Raw genomic sequence first — 19786 nt, 5'->3', positions numbered from 1 at the left:
GATCGATGGTTTATATTTTTCTTGAAATATTGAGGACCCGTTGGCGTTTGGTGTCAAGTAAGAAGCTGAAAACCCTAGGTAACATGCGGGTTGTATAGCTAGTTCGCTCATTCCTCCTCTGGCCGCAGAAACAGGTTGAGAAGACCGGTAAATGACCCGGAACTCATGTTTTGAGCTTCGTCCAGCAACAGGGGTATCGGACTGGTTGGTTCGTTGGACGTATAGTATCCCTTGACCGCCGCGATTCCCCTCATCGCGTCATTCCGGCTTTCGATCACCATCACAGCAAAATCGTCGATTTCACCCAGATCCCGATCACCGCCGTCATTCAGGTCGACAAGACGGTCGTTGGAAAGCTGAAGGCCGCTTGCGCCCAGTATCAGGGCAACGTCATCGAACCTGCGAGGCATCAGGATTTTCAGGGCGTCCAGATAGGACTTGCCGACGAGACCGCGCGCTTCCCGAACGAGAAAAAGGGCAGGGTGCGAAGGTTCCCGGGAGGCGAAGTAGTCTTCGACCGCATCCAGAATGAGTTTCGCCTGTGCAGCGTTCTGGATTTCGGACTGAGCCGCCTGGGGGACGTCAGCCTCCGCCGCGTTCGAGCCACCGTCATCGGAATCTAACGATTCCGTCTCCTCGGGTGTAAGACGTCCGAGGCGAGTGTTCAGCTCGACGTTCATCTCCTTCAGGAGAGTTGACAAAGCCTCGTAATTTGGAGGTGCGGCCTTGGCACCACTTGCCCTCAGCTTCTCGGTGCACAGGTCGGCAATCGCCTGCAGCTCATCCGGAAGGTCGCCAAGATCCTTGAGTATTTCTTCGATGGCATCTTGTTCAAGTTCGCCAGACGTAAGCGCGGCCTCTATCGCTCCGAGCGAAATCGTATGCTCGTCCGCGCGGGCCGTTGCCTCACCGGTGGCAATCTGAATCGCGCGATAGCTTATAGGTCCCGTTCGGCGGGTCTTGAGCAACGGCGCTGCCTCCAGCGGCAGCACAACGGTAGGCCTGTTATTGAGAGACTCAAGCGCACCGATTCGCTCCATGTGACCGAAGTCGGCGTCGCTCGGATGAACCTCATCCCAATGATTTTCCAACAGCTTGCGGATGATTCGTATGGCGTTTGCAAACGTATGGACCTGTCCGCTCAACAGGCTGAACTGAGCAAGTATGACGAGCAGTCTCAGGTCTCTGGATTGCTTCAGAAAACCGTCCATCTGCTTGAACAGGTCGGTAAAATCGATTTCTGACCGGTCGAACTCGCTGAACCGTTCAGGCAGCAGTTCCTCACACGAATCCAGCAATGCTGCGAAGGCTGGCTCTGTGTCGTAAAGGTCCGGCCCGCAGCCTGCACCTGGCGCAACTTCAGTGCCATAGGTTTCCGGATCGAAATTCATTCGTGCCCCCAGCCCGGTATGCCTTCCGGTTGTATGCCCGGAATCGGACCCGCTTATAATTCAGGAGAGCCGGACCGAAAAGCGTACCGGTCCGGCTTTTGGGATATCTTGAAGGTTACTGTTCAAGCACCAGTTTGCTTTCGACGCGGCGGTTGGCCGGATCGTTGACATCGGCAACCTTCGGCCGTGTTTCACCATAGGCGACAGTCTTCAGACGGTTTCGGCTGACACCGAGGTTGACCAGAAACTGTGTGACAGCCTGGGCTCGGTCTTCGGACAGACGCTGATTGTAGGAGGCTGAGCCGATACCATCCGTGTGGCCTTCGATGACGAACGTGGCTTTAGCCAGGTCCGGGTCGTTGATGCCCTTGGCGAACTCGCGCAGGTTCGCCTGTGCGGAGGGGCTGAGTCGTGCTGAGGCATATTCAAACGAAACCAGCAGGTTGAAGGCAGCGTCGATGGCGTTGGTCTCCGGGTCGACGACAAGGGTCTGCTCGGTTTCACCGCCATCCGACTTTGCGCCGTCCTGTGAGACGGCAACCTGACCACCTTCGTCCGGTTTGGCATTCGGATTACATTCATCCCGTGTTCCGATGCACAGCGCGCGGGTTCCGCCAGTCGGCTTCAGTGAACGCGTCTTCAGTTGCTTGAAGTGCTTGCTGACTTCATCTGCCGAGTAGGTGGCATCCTGAGCGAGCACAGGGGCCGAAGCCACGACCGGCATTATGGCGGCAAGTGAAATTGAAGCAGCCAGCAAAGAGCGGCGAAGGCCGGCGCGAGCACCGGGGGTTCGGGCGAGCGAAGAAACAAAAAGGGTCACGATTTCAATCCTCCCTTGTGGAGTGTTCAAATGCGATAGCGCATTGGGCGTCGAAATGGATCGTGCCATATGGATAAGAATAATAGTGTGGCGAAAGTCACTAAAGTGCGATTTGATGTCAGTATGTCGTTTTATCGGCAAGAAGCAAGAGGAGAGCCGTTGGGGTGATATTGCTGAATTGAGTTAATATTTAAAAGCATCAGGCGGTGTTTTTCGCCGCAGTTTGGGGAGGGGGACGTGTCCTCTTCGCCACAAAAGGGTTTGAAGTTTAAAGTATTTGCATCAAGTGTGTTGTTGAGCACACTATTTTTGCCGGAAACGCCCTAGTATCTGAAACACGGTAGCCTCCGGGCTGCCAGATGCAGAAAACCGCGTTATTTCCGAGGAGACCTTTCGTGGCCGTAGGACAACTCAAACAAGCCAAGCGTATGGCCGAGCTGACATCGGTCTTTGGCAAAGACGAGCTTTCCGTTGTCACCATCGAGTGCGACGAAGGACTCAGCGAAGATTTCGAGATCAGGCTTGAGGTTCTGAGCCAGAAGGAAGACCTGAATTTCGACCAGGCCATCGCGACTCACATGACGGTGAAAGTGGTCACCAACAACGGTGACACGCGATATTTCGACGGCCTGCTGACCGACGCGAAATGGATGGGCTTTCGAGATTCCTATTACGTGTACAAATTGACGGTGCGACCCTGGTTCTGGCTTCTCACCAAGAATTCCAATTGCCGAATCTTCAAGGACATGTCCGCGCCTGACATCATTGCCGCTGTTCTTGGGGAGCACGACTTTGCCGACTTCAGGAACAAACTCACGGAAAACTATGATCCGATCCACTACTGCGTACAGTACCGGGAATCAGATCACGATTTCTGCTGCAGGTTGATGGAAGAGTTCGGGATTTCCTATTTCTTCGAGCAACTTGACGGCAGGCATACGATGATTCTGGCGGACGCGAAATCGTCCTACAGTTCAATCGTGGGAAGCAGCTCCATTCCCTATATCGCTCTTGGCGGCGACAGCCAGAGGAAGGAGGAGCACCTCTACCACTGGATCCCGACCCGCAAGTTCCGAACCGGAAAGTTTGCGGTCAACGACTACGATTTTGAAAAGCCGAGCGCCTTGCTTGAAGCCGAACGTGACGCGGGTGCCAAGTATCGGGCGGGGTCTCTTGAAAATTACGACTATCCAGGCCGCTACACCGAAACGAACCAAGGCACCACCTTCAGCAAGATTCGCCTGGAAGCCGAACAGGCTGCCGACAAGCGGATCGAGACGGCAGGTGAAGTGCCGCGTTTCTTCGCAGGCGGTCTGTTCACGCTGAAAGACCATCCCCACTCTCCGCAGAACAAGGAATACCTGATCGTGCGGGCGAGCCACCAGATCATCACCGAGCAGTATCGCACCGGTGGTGGTGGAGCCCAGGGCGAAGCCTATACCGGGACCTATGATGTTCTGACTTCAGACATACCGTTCCGCGCGCCGGCTATGACCCGCAAACCGCGGATACCTGGCCCTCAGACGGCGAAAGTCGTGGGGCAGGGCGAAATTGATGTAGACGAATACGGTCAGATCCTGGTCGCCTTTCACTGGGACCGAGACAAGACACAGTCTCGCCGGGTACGCGTGGCGCAGGTTTGGTCAGGCAAAAACTGGGGTGGCATCTACATCCCTCGTGTCGGCCAGGAAGTCATAGTGCAGTTTCTGGAAGGTGATCCGGATCAGCCGATTATCGTCGGCACGGTCTATAATGCCGAAAACATGCCACCGTATGACTTGCCTGGACAGAAAAACAAGGCTGGTATCAAGTCGGAGTCGACAGTCGGTGGCGGCGGATACAACGAGTTCGTGCTCGATGATACCAAGGGCGAGGAGCTCATTGGGATGCATGCCCAGAAAGACATGGAGACCGTTATAGAGAATAACGAACTGCTGCATGTCAAGAATTGCCGTGAAACAAAGATCGACGTCGACCGGAAAGAAAAGGTCGGCAGGAACACGACAGAGAACATCGGCATGAACTGGAAAGTGACTGCTGGAACCAAGATCGAGTTCATTTGCGGGGCTAGCAAAATCACGATGACGCCTGCATCGATCAAGATCGAAGCGCCGATGATCGATGTTGTTGCGTCTGGTGTGCTGAACGCCAAAGGCACAATGACCAATGTGACAGCCGCCGGCTTGATGAAAATCAAGGGCGCCCTTGTCATGATCAATTGATGCCCCGGTTCGCGAAACAATGCAGCCAAAAGAAAAACGGAGTAGAGCAGATGGGATCACGGATCCGCTTTACAAAGGCTAGCCAGGTATTTGAAGCCTATCCGGAGCTCTCCGAAATGGTTGTTGAGCCAGCTAAGGAAATGGCGCCGGATGCTTATGCGCTGGAATTGCAACAGGGCGAAACACCTCTGTCGGCAATCGCTTATTTCGCGCACGTTCTGCCTAAGCGGGAAACCGTTTGGTGGGGCATGAATTGCGTCGCAGGTCTGGATCAGGCGAAGACCGAGCATGACCGGCAGGTTCTTCAGTTGAGTGAAACCTGGGTCCGTGAAGGCGACGAAGATGCCCGCTCGGCGGTTCATGCAGCAGCTGAAGCAGCGAAAAAGGATAGCGCCTCCGTTTGGATCGGGCTTGCCGCTGGCTGGTCGGGCGGCTCGATATCACCCAACCAGGATCAGCGTGTGGACATGCCAGATGATCTGACTGCCAAAGCTGTGAATACTGCGGTTCTGATTGCGCTGGGTACCGTTGAGCCCGACAAACGGGACGACGCTTTGAAATCCTGCCTGTCAGCCGGGCTTTCTTTTGCCGAAGGCGGGACCATGCCTGTCGTGACCATCGGCACATCTTCGTCACCCTTTTCCTAAGCGCAAGGAGGAACCGCGGGAATGCGCATAACGCTCCAGATTGAAAACGTTGACCGGTTGGAGACCGGCGGTCAGTTATCCTATAGCTGCGCCGACCGCGGATTTGACATTGGCCGGCACGAACATCTGGACTGGAGCCTGCCAGATCCCCAGCGCGTCATTTCCGGCAAGCATTGCGAAGTGCGCTTTGAAGACGGGCAATTCATTCTATACGACTGCTCCACGAACGGCACCTTCTTGAACGGCAGCCAGACACGCATGGACAAGGCACATGTGCTGCGCTCAGGCGACCGTCTGATGATTGGTGATTACATCATCGTCGTTTCGCTGGAAGCACCATCTGCGTTTCAGTCTGCGTCAGCCGCGCCGGCTGCCTCTGCCGCATCGCACCCGTGGGATACACCGCAAAACTCGCCCGTATCTGCAGGCTCGGCGTGGCCCACGGGTCCCGGTCCTTCCGCAGGACCGGCATCTCCCTATCCGATGGACAATCAGGGTGGGCCCTGGGCTTCACCAGTTACCGGCATGGAAGGACGGCATGCACCACCGTCGTCGAACCCGGGGGTCGGCACACCAGCCGATGATGTCTGGAGCCGGCAGGGCCATGGCTGGGGAACGGCGGACCCATCGCTCTACGATCCGAATGCACATGTGAGTCAACGGGAAGAAGCGAGGCCAGCCCAGGCCGACCCGCTCGATCATCTTGCCCAACAACCTTTTTTGCAGCCTTCCGGCTCGGCCGGGGCCAATCCCGTTTTTGGCGCCCCGGCTGCGGAAGCTCAGTCTCCGTTCCCGGCGCTTTCGGAAAATCCATCCCAGGAAACTGGCGAACCGTTATTCCAGATGCCGGACCTTCAGGAGGATAGTCTCCCGCAGGAAGTAGTTGCAGATACCGGCCCGTCACCAGCAAGCGAACCGGCCGCATCTCCTTTTCCGGAGGCGCCGGTCTGGACCACGCCGGTGTCGGATGCAACTCAACCCGAGCCTGCCCCTGAGCCCCTGCCAGAACCGCCTGCACCCGTAAAACAGGCTGCTCAGGAAGAGCCTGTCGTCGTTAGCCCGCAAGAACCGGAGCAAGCCGCCGTCGCACCGGCAGCAACGGCAGATGCGACGCTGCCAGGGGCCCTGGCGGGCAATGTCGACTTCATAAAGGCCTTCGCGGAAGGAGCCGGTATTCCGGCAGCCATGCTTGAAGGACGCGACCCGGAGGAATTCGCCCGCGAAATCGGGGCCATTCTGCAAGGCATTACCGGTGATCTGATGAGCCTTTTGCAGGCACGCAGTCAGGTCAAGGCGATGACTCGGAATACGAACCGCACGCTGATCATGCGCAGCGGCAACAATGCCCTTAAATTCTCACCAACACCGCAAATGGCGCTGCAGACAATGCTGGCACCGGGAGCGGAGGAAAACGGCTACTTGCCGATTTCAAAAGCCATGCAGGCGGCCTTCAAGGACATTCAGAAACACCATGTCTGGACCTATGCCGCCATGCAGAAGGCAGCCGGAAGATTTGAGGAAAAGCTTTCGCCGAGGGCGATCGAAGCGGAAGGTCAGGTCGCCAAAAGCACATTTGGCAATCAGAAGGCCAAGCTTTGGGAACGTATTCAGGAGCGCTGGAGTTCCTTGTCGGGATCGTATGACGATGGCGTGGTAGGGCTTTTCACGCAATACTTTACCGAAGGTTATGAAGAATTGAGCAGAGACGACCCGGAACAGAGTTCCGGTCTCATGAATTAAGAGCATTCGCCGGTTTTCAAGGCGTGAAGGCGTGAAAGTTTTAAGGGAGCAGTACCTGTATGTCGTGGTATAGCAAGGTTGCATGGACCGAAGGCCTGTTTCTGCGGCCTCATCATCTCCAGCAGAGCGACCGGTACGCGGAGCATCTGGTGGATGAGCGGGTCCGTTTTGCTTCTCCCTATCCTTGGGGCTTCTCGGAGCTGGAAATAGACCAGGACGTCGGTCAGCAATGCCGGTTTGCTCTGCGCTATGGGCGCGGCATCTTTTCCGACGGAACGGTCTTCAATTTCCCGGCGGACGGAATGCCGCCGCCTGCCATCGATGTTCCCGAAGATGCTGCCGGTCAGATCGTCTGGCTGGGGATTCCCGAGACGACCGTCAATGCTGTGGAAGTCGCCAACGGCCGGGACGATGCCGCGACGCGCTACATTCAGGGCAGAGAGACCATCATCGACTCAACCTCCACCATTCGGCAGGAGGAAGAGATCGACGTGGCGCATCCGCGCCTGCAGTATTCAATCCGCTCGACACCGCATCCCGGGCAGGTCTGCCTGCCGGTTGCCCGCATTACGGAGATCAAGGACCGCATCGTCATCACCGACGGCACCTTTGCACCGCCGGTCCTGGCCTGCCATGTTCATCCCGTTGTGACCGGCTGGATCGATTCCGTGATCGGTTGGGTGGAGCGTAAACTGAGCGAACTTGCGCGCTATGCGGCCGACACTTCGGCGGGCGGCGGGCTGCAGAATTTCGATTATCTGACGCTTCAGTTGCTTAATCGCAATTATCCCTTGCTGATGCACCTGCGCAAATCGGCCTATGTGCATCCCGAAAGGCTTTATTCCGTCTTCCTGCAGCTTGCCGGCGAACTGGCTACATTCGCGACAGAAGAGCGGCGCGCGCGCAACTACCCGGTTTACGACCACGACAAACTGCATGATGTCTTCAAGCCGGTCCTTGCTGATATCCAGGCGTTCTTGTCTGCCGGCTACGACAGGCGAGCCATCCGTCTGCCTTTGGAACAGCTTGCGCCGAATGCGTTCAAGTCGACCATCGTCGACCGGAACCTGTTCTCTCAGGCGGGCTTTGTCATCGAAGTGGCTGCCCGCAGGCCGTTGACGGAGATTCAGAACGAGTTTCCTCGGCTCTTCAAGGTCGGTCCTTTCAGCCAGATGCGCCAAATCGTCTATTCCAACCTGCCGGGCATTCCCTTGATCCACATGCCGGTGCCACCTGCGCAGATCAGGGCACTGACCGACCGGGTGTATTTCCGCTTGGACAAGACGACGCCGCTCTGGCGCGAATTCAGCCAGGATTCGGCAATCGGGCTGCAATTTTCCGGCAACTGGCCGGACCTGCAGCTTGAGTTCTATGCCGTCCGGGAGGGACGCTGATGTCCGACAATGACGATCCCTTTGGCGTTTCCAAACGCAAGGGAAAGACAATTGTGATGCCCAATCCGGGCGGGCGATGGAGCGAAGGGCAGCCGGGGCAACAGCCTCCTCAGCAGCCAGCACCGCAGCCGGTACCACCTCATGCGCCACCCGGGCACGCGGCCCCGCTGCCGCAGCATCCGCAATCCGGTGGCGCCGACCCCTGGCAAAGCGCGGGAGGTGGCGGCCGGGATCCTTATGCCCCGACGCCGGCCGGTTACGAATATGGCCAGCAACAGGCGCCGGATCTCAGAACCCCGCCTGGCGGATATCAGACGCCGCAAGGCGGCGCTACGCAGCCGGGTGGCGCGCCAGGGCAGGGGGCCGGGAAACTGGCACATATGCCGGACATCAACCAGATTCGCGTTGCCAACCGAAACCCGATCTCCCGTGCGGCGGCACCACTGCTTCTGCTTTTGGGGCGGCTTCACCTGACAATGACCGATGCCCAGTTCGACCAGTTGATGCGCGACGTCTACGGCGCCATCAAGACGTTCGAGAAGGAATTGCGCAGCGCCGGTATCACGGACGATCAGATCCGTTCAGCCGCCTATGCGCTGTGTGCGACCTCCGATGATATCGTGCAGAATTTGCCGTCGGCGGGACGTCACCAGTGGACGCAGTATTCCATGCTGACGCAGTTCTTCGGTCAGGCAACCGGCGGCGTTGAGTTTTTTCAACTGCTGGAAAAGGCGAAGCAGGACCCGGGCCGCAACTATGGTGTTCTGGAGGTCATGCATTCCTGTCTGTCGCTCGGCTTTTACGGGAAATACCGCGCGATCCAGGGCGGGCAGCAGGGGCTTGAGCGTGAGCGTCGCGACCTTCACGAAATTCTGCGACGTGTCCGGCCACGGCCCGGCGATGATCTCTCGCCTCATTGGCGTGGCCTGGAACTCTTGCAGAAGCGGGCAGGGTTTTCCGTGCCGATCTGGTCTGTCGCGGCAGTCGCCGGAGCATTGTTGCTCGGTGGCTATGTGACCCTGATGCTTCTTCTGTCCAGCGGTAGCGAAGTCGTCGCCGGACGGGCGAGCGCGCTTTATCCGTCAGGGCCGATAGAGTTGGCACGCGAAGGCTATCAGCCCAAACCGCCGCCGGCGCCCCCGCCAGCCGAAGATGCGACCATCGATACGGTCTCCGCACAATTGGCCGGGCTCGAAGGGCTCGAAATTTCCCAGGCGGGTCCGGCGATCATGCTGCGCATGCGTGCGCAATTCGATGTCGCGGCGGCCACATTGCGTCCGGAATTCCAGCTACTGGTCGAGCAGGTCAGTCAGACCCTCGATCAGGTGGAGGGGGAAATTCTGGTTGTTGGTCATACGGATAGCGACCCGATCCGCAACAACCCGCGGTTTCCAACCAATTGGCATCTGTCTGTCGAAAGGGCGAAGGCAGTCGCTGCCGTAATGGAATCTGTCTTGCAAACTCCTGGGCGGGTGCAGGTGGAAGGGCGCGGCGCGGACGAGCCGATTGCTCCCAACACCAGCAAGGAAGGCAAGGCGCTTAACAGACGTGTGGAAGTCTTCCTGAAACCACCGGCCACTGGGCTGGTGATCAACAACTGATATCCGGGGCAACCGCATAACAAGGCTGTATCTATGAAATTCTGGCTCGGAATAACGGCAATCGTCATCGGCATACTCGCCCTGATCGGACTGATCTGGTTTGGCGGACCGTTTCTGTCGATCGCCGGTGTGAGGCCCTTCGAACCTCTCTGGATAAGGTTGTCGCTGATCGCTCTCGTGCTGCTGACCATTGGTGGTTGGACAGGCTACCGGATCTACAAGCGCGCCAAGGCAAATCGGGAACTTGAACGCGAGATCCTGCAGCCCAAGGCAAGCGACGCAGATCTTCAGATCATGTCCGAGCGCATGAAGGACGCCCTGAAGACGCTCAAGAACTCGAGCGGAAATGCCCGCACCTATCTCTATGACCTGCCCTGGTACCTGATGATCGGTCCTCCGGGCGCCGGCAAGACCACAGCGCTCATGCATTCTGGTTTGAAATTCGCAGGCTCGCGCGCCAAGGGAGAAGCCCAGAAACTGGAGGGCCTCGGCGGAACACGGTATTGCGATTGGTGGTTCGCGGAAACGGCTGTGCTGATTGATACGGCAGGGCGTTACACGACCCAGGATTCCGACGAAGAGCATGACCGTGAGGCCTGGCTCGGGTTCCTCAATATCCTGCGCAAGGCTCGGCCACGGCAGCCCATCAACGGCGTCATGGTGTCGATCAGCCTTGAAGACCTGATGACCCTGTCCGACGATGAGCTGAAGCAGCATTCCGATGCCATCCGAACCCGGCTGATCGAGCTCTACAAGACCTTGAAAATCGATTTCCCGGTCTACGTGATATTCACCAAGGCCGACACGGTTGCGGGCTTCATGGAGTTCTTCGGTTCCTATCCGGAAACCCGCCGCAACCTGGTCTGGGGGGCAACCTTCCAGACCCGCGAAAAAACCAAGAATATGGTGTCGGAAGCTCCCGCGGAATTCGACCTTCTGGTGGAGCGTCTCAACGAGGAAATGGCGGATCGACTTCAGGAAGAACCGGATCCGCGCGCCCGGCTGATGCTCTACGGTTTTCCGACGCAGGTCGCTGCTCTCAAGGACCGGTTGACCGGGTTTCTGAATGCCATTTTCGAACCGAGCCGGTATTACCCGAATGCGGTGCTGCGCGGTTTCTATTTTACCTCCGGCACCCAGAAGGGCACGGCCATCGACCGGGTGATCGGTTCCATGAGCCAGGCTTTCGGGACCGCCTATCAGGCAGCGGCATTGTCCGGACAGGGCAAAAGCTACTTCCTGCGCGATCTGCTTTCAAAGGTGATTATCGGGGAAGCCGGCTGGGTTACACACAACCGTCAAGCTGTGCGGCTGGCGACAGCAACGCGCATTGCGGCGTACGCGGCCATCGCTTTTGTAACCCTTGGCCTCGGCAGCTTGTGGGGGATGAGCTATCTCAACAACAAGGCCTTGATCGACGAAACCGCGAAGGCGGTGGACACGGTACGCGTCAACGGAGAAACGGTTCTGGCTGAACGGGTAGTCCGGGACGACAATCTAGCGGACACCGCCTATATCCTGTCCATGTTGAGAGGCCTGCCTGCCGGCTACGAGAGCCGGGATACCCCCACGCCGATCATGGAACAGTTTGGTCTCAGTCAGCGCGAACGTCTGGAAGCCGCCGGTGTAACGTCCTATCGAAGTGGTTTGGAGAGACTTCTTCGACCACGTTTGCTTCTGAGAATCGAAAAGCAGATGACCGAGGTGCTCGACAACCGCACCGGCCCGGGCGGACAGGATGTCGAAACGCTCTACAATCTTGCAAAGCTCTACCGCATGGTCGCAGGCGATGCACCGGAGATCGACAAGGAGCAGATCAAGAATTCGTTCCGCGCCGATTTCCTGCAAAGCTTTCCGGGACCACAGGGCGAGATCCTGCGCAACGAGCTCAACAGCCATGTTGCGGCGATGCTGGATCTCGATTTCGGCGGCAACGTCCTGACCGATCAGCTTGACGGCATTCTGGTTGCCGAGGTGCAGCGCGAACTCGGCCGCGTCAGCCTTGCCGAGCGAGGGTATGCGCTGCTCAAGTCACGCGCAAAGGGCCTAGCCAGCGAGGACTGGATTGCAGAACAACGCGGCGGGTCCGACATGGAGACCGTTTTCGAGACCGAAAACGGCGACACTCTGGATACGGTCGCAGTCGACAAGTTCTTCACATATCCCGGGTTCCATCTTTCGGTGCTGCCGAACCTTGCCGGTATCCGCGAAGAACTGGAGCGTGACAAATGGGTGTTTGGCGATGTCGGTGAGGCGGATGCCTTTTCCGACCAATACCAATCGCTCCCTGGCGAGATCCTGGCGCTTTACACCAAGGATTTCATCGAAGCCTGGGAAGAGGCGCTCGGCAATTTGAAATTCAAGTCGATGCGCAATGACAAGCCCCTTTATACGACGCTTCAGGCAGTCTCGGCACCCACGTCACCGGTCGTCCAGCTTCTCGAGAGCATTCGACGCGAAACCCTGCTGACGCAGGATCTCTCGGGTGAAGGCCTGGCCGGAAACCTGACAGGGGGCAACGCGCAAGACGCCGGCACCGACGCAGCCCAGAAGATCTTTCAACGTTACGTACTGGACGCGTCAGGCGGTTTGAAGCGCATCGGCCTTGAAGCCGGGCTTCAGGCAATTGCTCCGGGAGGTTTGTCCGGTGCGCTCGGCGCGGCCACAGGCGCTGGCGGTCCGACCATCATTCCAGGCAAGGCGATCGAAGATCACTTCCGCCCGTATCATGTGCTGGTGGAAGGTGAGAACAGCCGCAAGATCGATGCATTGCTGCTGAACTTCAAGAACATCCTCGATAACCTTCTGATCGTTGCCAACAACCCGCTTCAGAGCGAAACGGCAAATTCCAACGTGCAGATCCAGGCGTCTCTTTTGAGAAGCAACGCCACGCGTTTCCCGCCACCCTTCGATAAGCTGATCATTCAGGCCGCCAAGGAATTCGACGAGGAATACAAGGAAACCTCAATCACGCAGTTGAACGAAAAGCTGAGCACCCAGGTTTTTGGCGAATGCCGCAGGATCGTGGCCCGGAACTATCCGTTTGAAAACGGGCGCTCCGAAGTGCCGATGACGGAGTTTGCAAAGCTGTTTGCGCCAAACGGCATCATGCAACGGTTCTTTGATGAGAACCTGAAGCCACTCGTCGATACCTCGACGCGTCCATGGAACTGGAAACCGGAGGTTTCGCAAGCGGACCGTTTGTCGAATGCAACGCTCAGACAGTTCGAACGGGCGGACCTGATCAAACAGGCTTTCTTCCCGACGGGGAACGCATTCCCGTCCGTCGGGCTTCAGGTGGTTCCCCGGGCGCTGTCGCAGCAGGCAGATGCTGCGAGCCTCGAAGTGAACGGCAATCTAGTCCTGGTGACACGTGGTCCAGGGTTCAACGCGGAAATCGAGCCGCTGCCTGCCAACTTCGACTGGCCCAGCAACACGGCGACACCACGTGTGGTTCTGGTGATCCAGCCGGAAGTTCCGGGCTACCGGTCACGCCGGGAAATCCATGGGGATTGGGCCTTCTATCGTTTCGTTCGTGACAACAGAGTGAGTTCCGGTCAGAACAAATTTGTTGTGCGTGAAACACTTGGCGGCAGACAGGTTGCCTTCACGGTGACGTTGAGAACGAGTCCGAACCCGTTCTTCTTGTCGGCCGTGGGAGATTTCAGCTGCCCGACGAGTTTCTAGGATGGGAGCCGGTTATTTCGGCAAGTTGCCGGCACGCGCGGATTTCGTAACGGGACAGTGCCCAGCCGGGTTTCTGAAAAGCTGGGAGGCGTTTCTGATGGCAGGACTTGCGCAGTCCCGTCAGGATCTGGGTGCGGGATGGGAGGAGGCCTTCATGACCATGCCGGTGTGGCGCTTCTGGCTGAGCCCCTGCACAGAGGGAAATGATCCTGTTGAGCCAGTCGCCGGTGCTTTCATGCCGAATGTCGACAAGGTTGGCCGGGCTTTTCCGCTGACGCTGGTCAGCGCTGTTCAATCGGCACAGCAAGACAGTCGTCCTGCGGAGGACTGGTACGATCGTGTCGAAGCGATCTTGCGTGACACCTTGCGGGAAGAGGCAAGTCTGGAAGCTTTTCAGCAGGCGGTAGCTCGTCTGGAAACGCCACTTGCGGTGGAGGTGGGTGGCAAGAAGAGCAGCGCGGCCGTGCTGCGGGCAATGCCTGGGTCGGAGGCTGTCATGTCCAGGTTCTGGTGCCGGGCTGGCGATGTGGGATTTGAGTTTTCGTGTGCAGGCCTGCCAGAGGCAGGCGCTTTTCGATGGCTGCTGCTGCCGGAGGCTTTTGCTGGGACGGAAACTCCACAGGAAGTGGCAGGGAATATTCATGGGCGACTTCTTCCGGAGGATCATCGAACATGATGGAGCAAATGGACGCCTCTATGCGTGGCTTTGCGATTGGACTGACTCATGTCGGCCGGGTAAGGCAGCAGAATGAGGACACGTTCTTCATCGACGAAGGCAAGGGAATTTTCGCAGTGATGGATGGGGCCGGCGGCATGCACAACGGCGCAATGGCGTCCGCTCTTGTCCGCGAAGCCCTGACCAGCATTACGCAACCGCGCAGTGCAGAGGACCTGTTGGAACAGTTTGAAAGCAGGCTGATTACCGCGAAAGACCGGATTGAACAGGCCGCAGCCAAAGCGAATGGGGCTGCCATGGGCACGACGATTGCCGCGCTTTTGATTTCCGGATCGAACTTCGCGTGCCTGTGGGCAGGGGATAGCAGGGTCTACCGGCTGCGCAATGGACGGCTCGAACAGTTGACGACGGACCATACCGAGGCTCAGGAACTGGTGGATCAGAATGTTCTGACACCTGAAGAGGCCAGGACATTTGCTCGCCGGCATGTCATTACCCGTGCCATCGGGTCCGGGATAGAACTTGAGCTTGAACTCGTTTCGGGAAATCTGCGTCAGGGCGATCGATTTTTGCTGTGCTCCGATGGTCTGACCGGTCACCTGGACGATAGTGTGATCGGAACCTTTTTAATGAACGGTGCGCCGACGTCGACAGCACAAAGCCTTATCAATGGAGCGCTCGAAGGGGGAGGGTCCGACAACGTGACCGTCGTGATTGTCGATATCGATGCAATGTCTGCGCGCGAAGGAGTTCGCAACTGATGAACGTTGGTAACCACCTGCTGCCCGCCGGAACCCGGCTAAACAATCTCTATGAGATTGAAGAACATCTTGCCGATGGCGGTATCGGGACGGTTTATAAGGCCAGGGACGTGGAAAGCGGCGATCCGGTTGCCATCAAGGTCCTTCTTGCAAGCTTCTCGCGTGACCCGATGATCCTGGATCTGTTCAAGCGCGAAGCTAAGATCCTTCGCAAACTCAAGCATGATGCCCTGACGCAATACTACGTCTTTGCCAAGGAGCCGACGCTCGGCATCTACTATCTTGCCATGGAATTCGTCAGTGGCCCGTCGCTGAGTACACGGCTAGAATCCGGGCCGCTGGAACCGGAAGCTGTGTTCCGGCTGATCAAGCGCCTTGCCGAAGCCTTGCAGGCGGTGCACGACCGTGAGGTGATCCACCGGGACCTTTCACCGGATAATGTCATTCTTCAAAATGGGGATGTCGCCCAGGCCAAGATCATCGATTTCGGTATTTCCCGGGCCAATACCGGTGGCCCGACGATTATCGGCGATGGATTTGCCGGGAAGGTGAATTATGTTTCGCCCGAACAGGTTGGTATCTTTGACGCAAAGGTGACAGCGCGCAGTGATATCTATTCGCTGGGTCTCGTCATCGCGGAAGCGCTGACCGGCAAGCAGATCGACATGGGCGGCACACAGGTGCAGATCGTCGACAAGCGCCGGCAGACACCGCCGCTGGAAGGCATAGACAATCGTTTCCGCCCGTTGCTGGAAGCGATGCTGCAGCCCGACCCCGCGAACCGTCCGGCCAGCATGAAGGAAATCGCGGACTGGACCCTTGGTGCTCCCATGGGGCGGCAGGATCAGGACCGGACAATCATCCGCCCGTCGTCCGCTCCGCCGCCAGAACAATCTGCACTTGATCAACCGCCACCCCAGGCAAATTGGGGCAAACGCATCCTTGTCGCCCTGTCCCTTCTTGGGTTCGCTGGTGTTGGTGCCGGCGGAGTCTATTTCCTGGTAGGGCAATCCGTGCCGGAGCAAGACCAGAAACCCGTGCTCGTTGCGCCGCCGCGGCCGAATGCGCCTGACGCCCCCTCACAGCAGACAAATCTGAAACCGTCTACTCAGACAGCGGCGCCCCAACAACAGGCAACCCAACAACAGACGGCCCAGCCACCGGTCACGACGCCAACACCCACACAGCAGTCGTCTTCCTCACAAGCGACAGAAACCCAAAAGCCCTCTACACAGCCAAGTTCGACCGTACCGGAGATCCCGACCACGCCCGTACAACAACCGGTCGAGCCAAAACCCGAACCGACTGAAACTGTTACCCGCCCGCCCGTGTCAACCGACACCCAACAGGCTTCTGAAGACGTCAGTCCTGAAGCCCGTATTCGGAACTTCATTAGCAGCTATCAGGCAGGCGACTGCATGTATTTGCAGCCGGTGGAGATCGCGAGCCAGTCTGCAAGGATTGAGGGCTTCGCCTCGCGAACGCCGCCATTCATCAGCTTCGACAGCGATTTCACGCAATCTCAGGGGTTCGAGGCGAAGATCCAGGTCAATCTGGTCAGTGATGCCCAATGTCCGGCAATTTCGTTCCTGAGGGGGACGCCCCAGGGGAACGCGAAAACCGAACTGCATCTCGAAATGCAGCGGACGGTCGTCCCGAATGGCAGCAACATGGCAGGCCGTATTTCCGGTTATGAACCTTCATCTGGCGGGCTAGGGCTGATATTTGTCAACAGCAAGGGCGAAGCGGTCAACCTGTCGCCCTATCTGCAGATGGAAGATCGTGGAGCCGGCTTCGTTGTTCCTCTGACGCTGAAAACGTCTACGGAAGAAACCGGTTTGATTATTGCGATGGTTGGGCCTGACATTGCGAAAACGCTCGCCGAACGCCGTGAAAAAGATCCGGCAGATTATTTCGAAAAGCTAATGCAGGATATTCCGGTCTTGCGGGCGACGGCAACCACGGTCAAAGTGGTTCCATAACCGGGGAAGACCTGGCGCAGCGGACCTTCCGGCCAACCATGAAACGCTACACCAAACCGATCCACTTGCAGGAGTTGAAGCCGCACCGCAGGGCGGACAGTTCCCTCGCGCTGATCAACGTGGTGTTCCTGCTGCTTCTTTTCCTTTTGGTTTCCGGAACGCTTCGGCCACCATTGCCGGAGGGGTTCGACTGGGCTGAAACGCAGCAAGAAGACGGAAGCGGCAAGCTGGAGGGCAGCCTTGTTCTGGACAGGGAAGGGACAGTCTGGCTCGACGGCAACATTCTTTCGGATGTTGACCTCGGCTCCTTTTTGGATGCCCGGCAGTCTGACGAGGGCCGCATCGTGGTTCAGGTCGACAGGCGGACCCGAATGGAGGCTGTTTCCGCTCTTGCCGAACGGTTGAAGGCTGGCGGTGTAAAACGTCTGACACTGATGACCGTTGAGGCAGGTTCACCTTGACGGTGGTTGCCTACAACCAGGACCGGCATTGGGATATTCCGGGATATGTGTGGCCGGCTGTTCTGGGTGTTTCGGCAGCTCTGCACATTTCGGCGCTGGTTTATGGTTTGCCGGCTGTGCCCTGGGTAAAGGAAGAGCCTTTGCCGCCTGTCGAGACCGAGGTGATCCTGGAAAGCGGCGGTTTGCCGTTTGAAGATCTGGCAAGTGTTGAGACGGAAATAACGCAGCCGCTCGAGGCGAAAACACCCCTGGTGGCTTTTGCGGATACCCAGGTGGAAGTCGTTCCAGGTTCCAGCAACGCGGCTGTCGTGGAACCGGTGACAGCACAGCCGGTCCTGACGGAAAAAGAGCAGAGCTCGCTGGTCGAATTAGCGCCGGTCGATCTTGTGGAACAATCTGTTTCCGACAATTCACCCGTCATTGAAGCCCTGGACCCTGCCCCCGTTACGACGGAACCTCCTCCGGCAGCCGCGCCGGAGCAGGTACAAGTCCTGCAGCCATCAAACGTTCCGGAAATAGCGTCTAACGTGGTCACGGCCACGCCTGTTCCGGACGCAGTTGTTGCGGTAACACCAATTGAGCCGAATGAGATTGTGCAACCGGACCTCCCGGTGACCAGCGTTCAGGTTCCCACTGTTGTTCAGGTCGCTCCGTCAGTGCCGGTTGCAACGGATATTGGTGAGGTTGTCATCGCAGGTGAGCCAGTGGCATTAACTTCAAACGAAGAGGAACGCCCGATACTTGCCCCGCTCTCGGTAGATCAGACGCCTGCCCAGGCTGTAGGCGTCGAGGGCGTGCCGGAGGTTCCCGTACCACAATCTCAAGTGCCCGAAGGCGGTCTGATCAATATAACACCTCACACCGGCATTGCCGTGGATCCGGTGGGTACGACAGACACGGAGGCGGTGTTGCAAGCTGAACAACAGATCGCTGCTCTTCAACCGACCGAGACCGAAACGCCGGAAATCGCACCCAGCGCGCCCGTCTCCTCGACAGTTCCCGCGACACAGCCGCAAGGGGAAATGACGGAGAATGTGGCTCCGGTCGCCGTTGCTTCCATCGATCCGCTGGCAAAGGTGACGGACTATGTCACCAACTATGCGTTTGGCGACTGTACGCACATGTCTGTTCTGTCGGCGGGGACAGATAGCGCGGAAGTCACGGCATTTGGTTCGGGCATTGCTCCTTTTGCGATTTTCGATCAGCGGTTCAAGGCCGATCAGGGATTCGAGGCAAGGATCGAGGTCAGGCTGGTGACGCGCAAGCAATGTGCCTTGCTGAATGCGCTCGGCATTTCCGAAGGGCTCGAGACTGCAGGTCTTGTCGATCTGGACCGGACGGTTGTGCGAAGCGGAACCCAGGTATCGGGCGTGATCCAGCGTGATCTTCCGCTGGAGCGGATCGCAAGTGCAGAGCAGTCCGGACTGGATCTCAGCGGGAGGGGACCACCTGAGCTTTATCTGATCGACAATATCGGACAGATCCATGATGGCCGGGAGTTTCTTCTACCCGCATCGAACAGCCAAACGGCAGGCGGCTGGCGTTTCAGAGTGCCGGTCACCATGACAGCCAGTGACGAGACTGATGAGACTGCGCTTGTATTGGCCATTTGGAACCGACCCGCTAACCGTCAACCAGCCCGTTTCGGACGGCTCCCGGCAGAACGGGTCGCAGAGATATTGGCGGAGCCTGGCGTCTACTCGCTGACCGCGTTCAAGGTATCACGCTGAACCTTGCGACGCTGAAGCCCCGGCTGTGAAAACTCCGGTCAGGAGAACTTCCAACGCGGCGCGTTCCTTTTCCAGTCGTGTTTCAAACCAGGTGACTGCAATCGACACCGGCATGGCAACCGCAAGGCCGCAAGCTGTTGTCAGGAGCGCAACCCATATGCCGCCGGCAAGTGTTGCCGGGTTGGCAGAAGCTCCCGATTCCTGAAGGGTCTGAAACGTTTCGATCATCCCGAGCACGGTACCGAACAAACCGAGCAAAGGAGAGATTTGCGTCACAAGATCGAGCGCCTTCAGCCAACTGGCGAGTCCGAAAAGCCGGTCGGCAGCGCGTGCGGAGATTTCTTCTCGCAGGCGTTCTTCCCTGATGTCCCGAACCTGGGACGACAGCGGCTGTTGATCCAGCATCTGGATGGCGTCCATCGCACTGCGCACCAGAGCTCCAGACAGAGACCTGTCCTTCAAAAGGTTCTGGGACGCTTTGGTTCGTTCGCCGCTACGCCATTGGGATACCGCCTGACGGACAAGTCCGTGTCGGCCGACGCGGGCCGTTGAGAACTGGACGGCTTTCGCAAGGATGACAGCGACTGCGGCAATGGAGATTGCGAGCAGGATGAGCACGACCGGCCCGCCAAGTTCCAGAAGGGAGGAAGATGTCTCGACCATGCGCAAGACGC

General features: G+C 57.9%; 14 protein-coding genes. 11 read left to right on the top strand and 3 right to left on the bottom strand.

Translation table 11 applies throughout. The features are described from left to right. Nucleotides 1-107 precede the first annotated feature (107 nt). Together V1T76_RS08850 and V1T76_RS08845 are read right to left on the bottom strand one after the other, a co-directional pair. Complete coding sequence (locus tag V1T76_RS08850) at nucleotides 108-1391, bottom strand: type VI secretion system protein TssA (protein ID WP_330560304.1); 1284 nt, start codon at nucleotides 1389-1391, stop codon at nucleotides 108-110. A gap of 115 nt (nucleotides 1392-1506) precedes the next feature. Further along, nucleotides 1507-2211, bottom strand: a complete 705-nt coding sequence (locus V1T76_RS08845) for an OmpA family protein (protein WP_330560303.1) — start codon at nucleotides 2209-2211, stop codon at nucleotides 1507-1509. Nucleotides 2212-2606: 395 nt separating this feature from the next. On the opposite strand from V1T76_RS08845, the gene V1T76_RS08840 reads away from it, so the two are divergent. From V1T76_RS08840 to V1T76_RS08790, 11 genes are read left to right on the top strand one after another with little or no spacing between them, the layout of a single operon-like run. After that, on the top strand, nucleotides 2607-4433 hold the full coding sequence (locus V1T76_RS08840; protein WP_330560302.1) for a type VI secretion system Vgr family protein: 1827 nt from the start codon (nucleotides 2607-2609) through the stop codon (nucleotides 4431-4433). A 50-nt stretch (nucleotides 4434-4483) separates the two neighbouring features. Next, nucleotides 4484-5080, top strand: coding sequence for a DUF6931 family protein (locus V1T76_RS08835; RefSeq protein ID WP_330560301.1), 597 nt, complete (start codon nucleotides 4484-4486; stop codon nucleotides 5078-5080). A gap of 21 nt (nucleotides 5081-5101) precedes the next feature. Further along, nucleotides 5102-6820 (top strand): type VI secretion system-associated FHA domain protein TagH, encoded by a 1719-nt coding sequence (tagH, locus tag V1T76_RS08830; protein ID WP_330560300.1) that lies wholly within the window; start codon nucleotides 5102-5104, stop codon nucleotides 6818-6820. 59 nt (nucleotides 6821-6879) lie between these two features. Then, nucleotides 6880-8214, top strand: coding sequence for a type VI secretion system baseplate subunit TssK (gene tssK, locus V1T76_RS08825; RefSeq protein WP_330560298.1), 1335 nt, complete (start codon nucleotides 6880-6882; stop codon nucleotides 8212-8214). Next, nucleotides 8214-9815 carry a type IVB secretion system protein IcmH/DotU gene (gene icmH, locus V1T76_RS08820; RefSeq protein WP_330560297.1) on the top strand — a complete coding sequence of 534 codons (1602 nt, stop codon included), beginning with the start codon at nucleotides 8214-8216 and terminating at the stop codon, nucleotides 9813-9815. Before tssK ends, icmH begins: the two co-directional genes overlap by 1 nt. A 33-nt stretch (nucleotides 9816-9848) precedes the next feature. Then, the gene (tssM, locus tag V1T76_RS08815) at nucleotides 9849-13502 is read left to right on the top strand and encodes a type VI secretion system membrane subunit TssM (protein ID WP_330560295.1); all 3654 of its coding nucleotides are present in this window, start codon (nucleotides 9849-9851) and stop codon (nucleotides 13500-13502) included. A gap of 1 nt (nucleotide 13503) precedes the next feature. Continuing rightward, nucleotides 13504-14178: a type VI secretion system-associated protein TagF gene (tagF, locus tag V1T76_RS08810; protein WP_330560293.1), complete on the top strand. Its 675-nt coding sequence runs from the start codon at nucleotides 13504-13506 to the stop codon at nucleotides 14176-14178. Next, entirely contained in the window at nucleotides 14175-14939 is a 765-nt protein-coding gene (locus V1T76_RS08805; protein WP_330560292.1) for a PP2C family protein-serine/threonine phosphatase, read from the top strand. The genes tagF and V1T76_RS08805 overlap by 4 nt, the downstream gene beginning before the upstream one ends. After that, complete coding sequence (locus V1T76_RS08800; RefSeq protein WP_330560291.1) at nucleotides 14939-16921, top strand: serine/threonine protein kinase; 1983 nt, start codon at nucleotides 14939-14941, stop codon at nucleotides 16919-16921. Before V1T76_RS08805 ends, V1T76_RS08800 begins: the two co-directional genes overlap by 1 nt. 38 nt (nucleotides 16922-16959) lie before the next feature. Further along, nucleotides 16960-17382, top strand: coding sequence for an ExbD/TolR family protein (locus tag V1T76_RS08795; RefSeq protein WP_330560290.1), 423 nt, complete (start codon nucleotides 16960-16962; stop codon nucleotides 17380-17382). Then, nucleotides 17379-19112 (top strand): hypothetical protein, encoded by a 1734-nt coding sequence (locus V1T76_RS08790; protein ID WP_330560289.1) that lies wholly within the window; start codon nucleotides 17379-17381, stop codon nucleotides 19110-19112. The genes V1T76_RS08795 and V1T76_RS08790 overlap by 4 nt, the downstream gene beginning before the upstream one ends. On the opposite strand, the gene V1T76_RS08785 is transcribed toward V1T76_RS08790, so the two are convergent. Then, nucleotides 19104-19775: a MotA/TolQ/ExbB proton channel family protein gene (locus tag V1T76_RS08785; RefSeq protein ID WP_330560288.1), complete on the bottom strand. Its 672-nt coding sequence runs from the start codon at nucleotides 19773-19775 to the stop codon at nucleotides 19104-19106. The two genes, V1T76_RS08790 and V1T76_RS08785, sit on opposite strands and share 9 nt — an antisense overlap. Nucleotides 19776-19786: the final 11 nt, after the last annotated feature.

Source organism: Roseibium sp. FZY0029 (assembly GCF_036350355.1).
GTDB lineage: Bacteria > Pseudomonadota > Alphaproteobacteria > Rhizobiales > Stappiaceae > Roseibium.
This window is presented reverse-complemented; position numbering and strand designations above follow the sequence as displayed.

Coding starts and splice junctions, on each gene's coding strand:
- V1T76_RS08835 (WP_330560301.1), top strand. CDS start 4,484: ATGGGATCACGGATCCGCTTTACAAAGGCTAGCCAGGTATTTGAAGCC.
- V1T76_RS08785 (WP_330560288.1), bottom strand. CDS start 19,775: ATGGTCGAGACATCTTCCTCCCTTCTGGAACTTGGCGGGCCGGTCGTG.
- V1T76_RS08795 (WP_330560290.1), top strand. CDS start 16,960: ATGAAACGCTACACCAAACCGATCCACTTGCAGGAGTTGAAGCCGCAC.
- tssK (WP_330560298.1), top strand. CDS start 6,880: ATGTCGTGGTATAGCAAGGTTGCATGGACCGAAGGCCTGTTTCTGCGG.
- tssM (WP_330560295.1), top strand. CDS start 9,849: ATGAAATTCTGGCTCGGAATAACGGCAATCGTCATCGGCATACTCGCC.
- icmH (WP_330560297.1), top strand. CDS start 8,214: ATGTCCGACAATGACGATCCCTTTGGCGTTTCCAAACGCAAGGGAAAG.
- tagF (WP_330560293.1), top strand. CDS start 13,504: ATGGGAGCCGGTTATTTCGGCAAGTTGCCGGCACGCGCGGATTTCGTA.
- tagH (WP_330560300.1), top strand. CDS start 5,102: ATGCGCATAACGCTCCAGATTGAAAACGTTGACCGGTTGGAGACCGGC.
- V1T76_RS08800 (WP_330560291.1), top strand. CDS start 14,939: ATGAACGTTGGTAACCACCTGCTGCCCGCCGGAACCCGGCTAAACAAT.
- V1T76_RS08850 (WP_330560304.1), bottom strand. CDS start 1,391: ATGAATTTCGATCCGGAAACCTATGGCACTGAAGTTGCGCCAGGTGCA.
- V1T76_RS08805 (WP_330560292.1), top strand. CDS start 14,175: ATGATGGAGCAAATGGACGCCTCTATGCGTGGCTTTGCGATTGGACTG.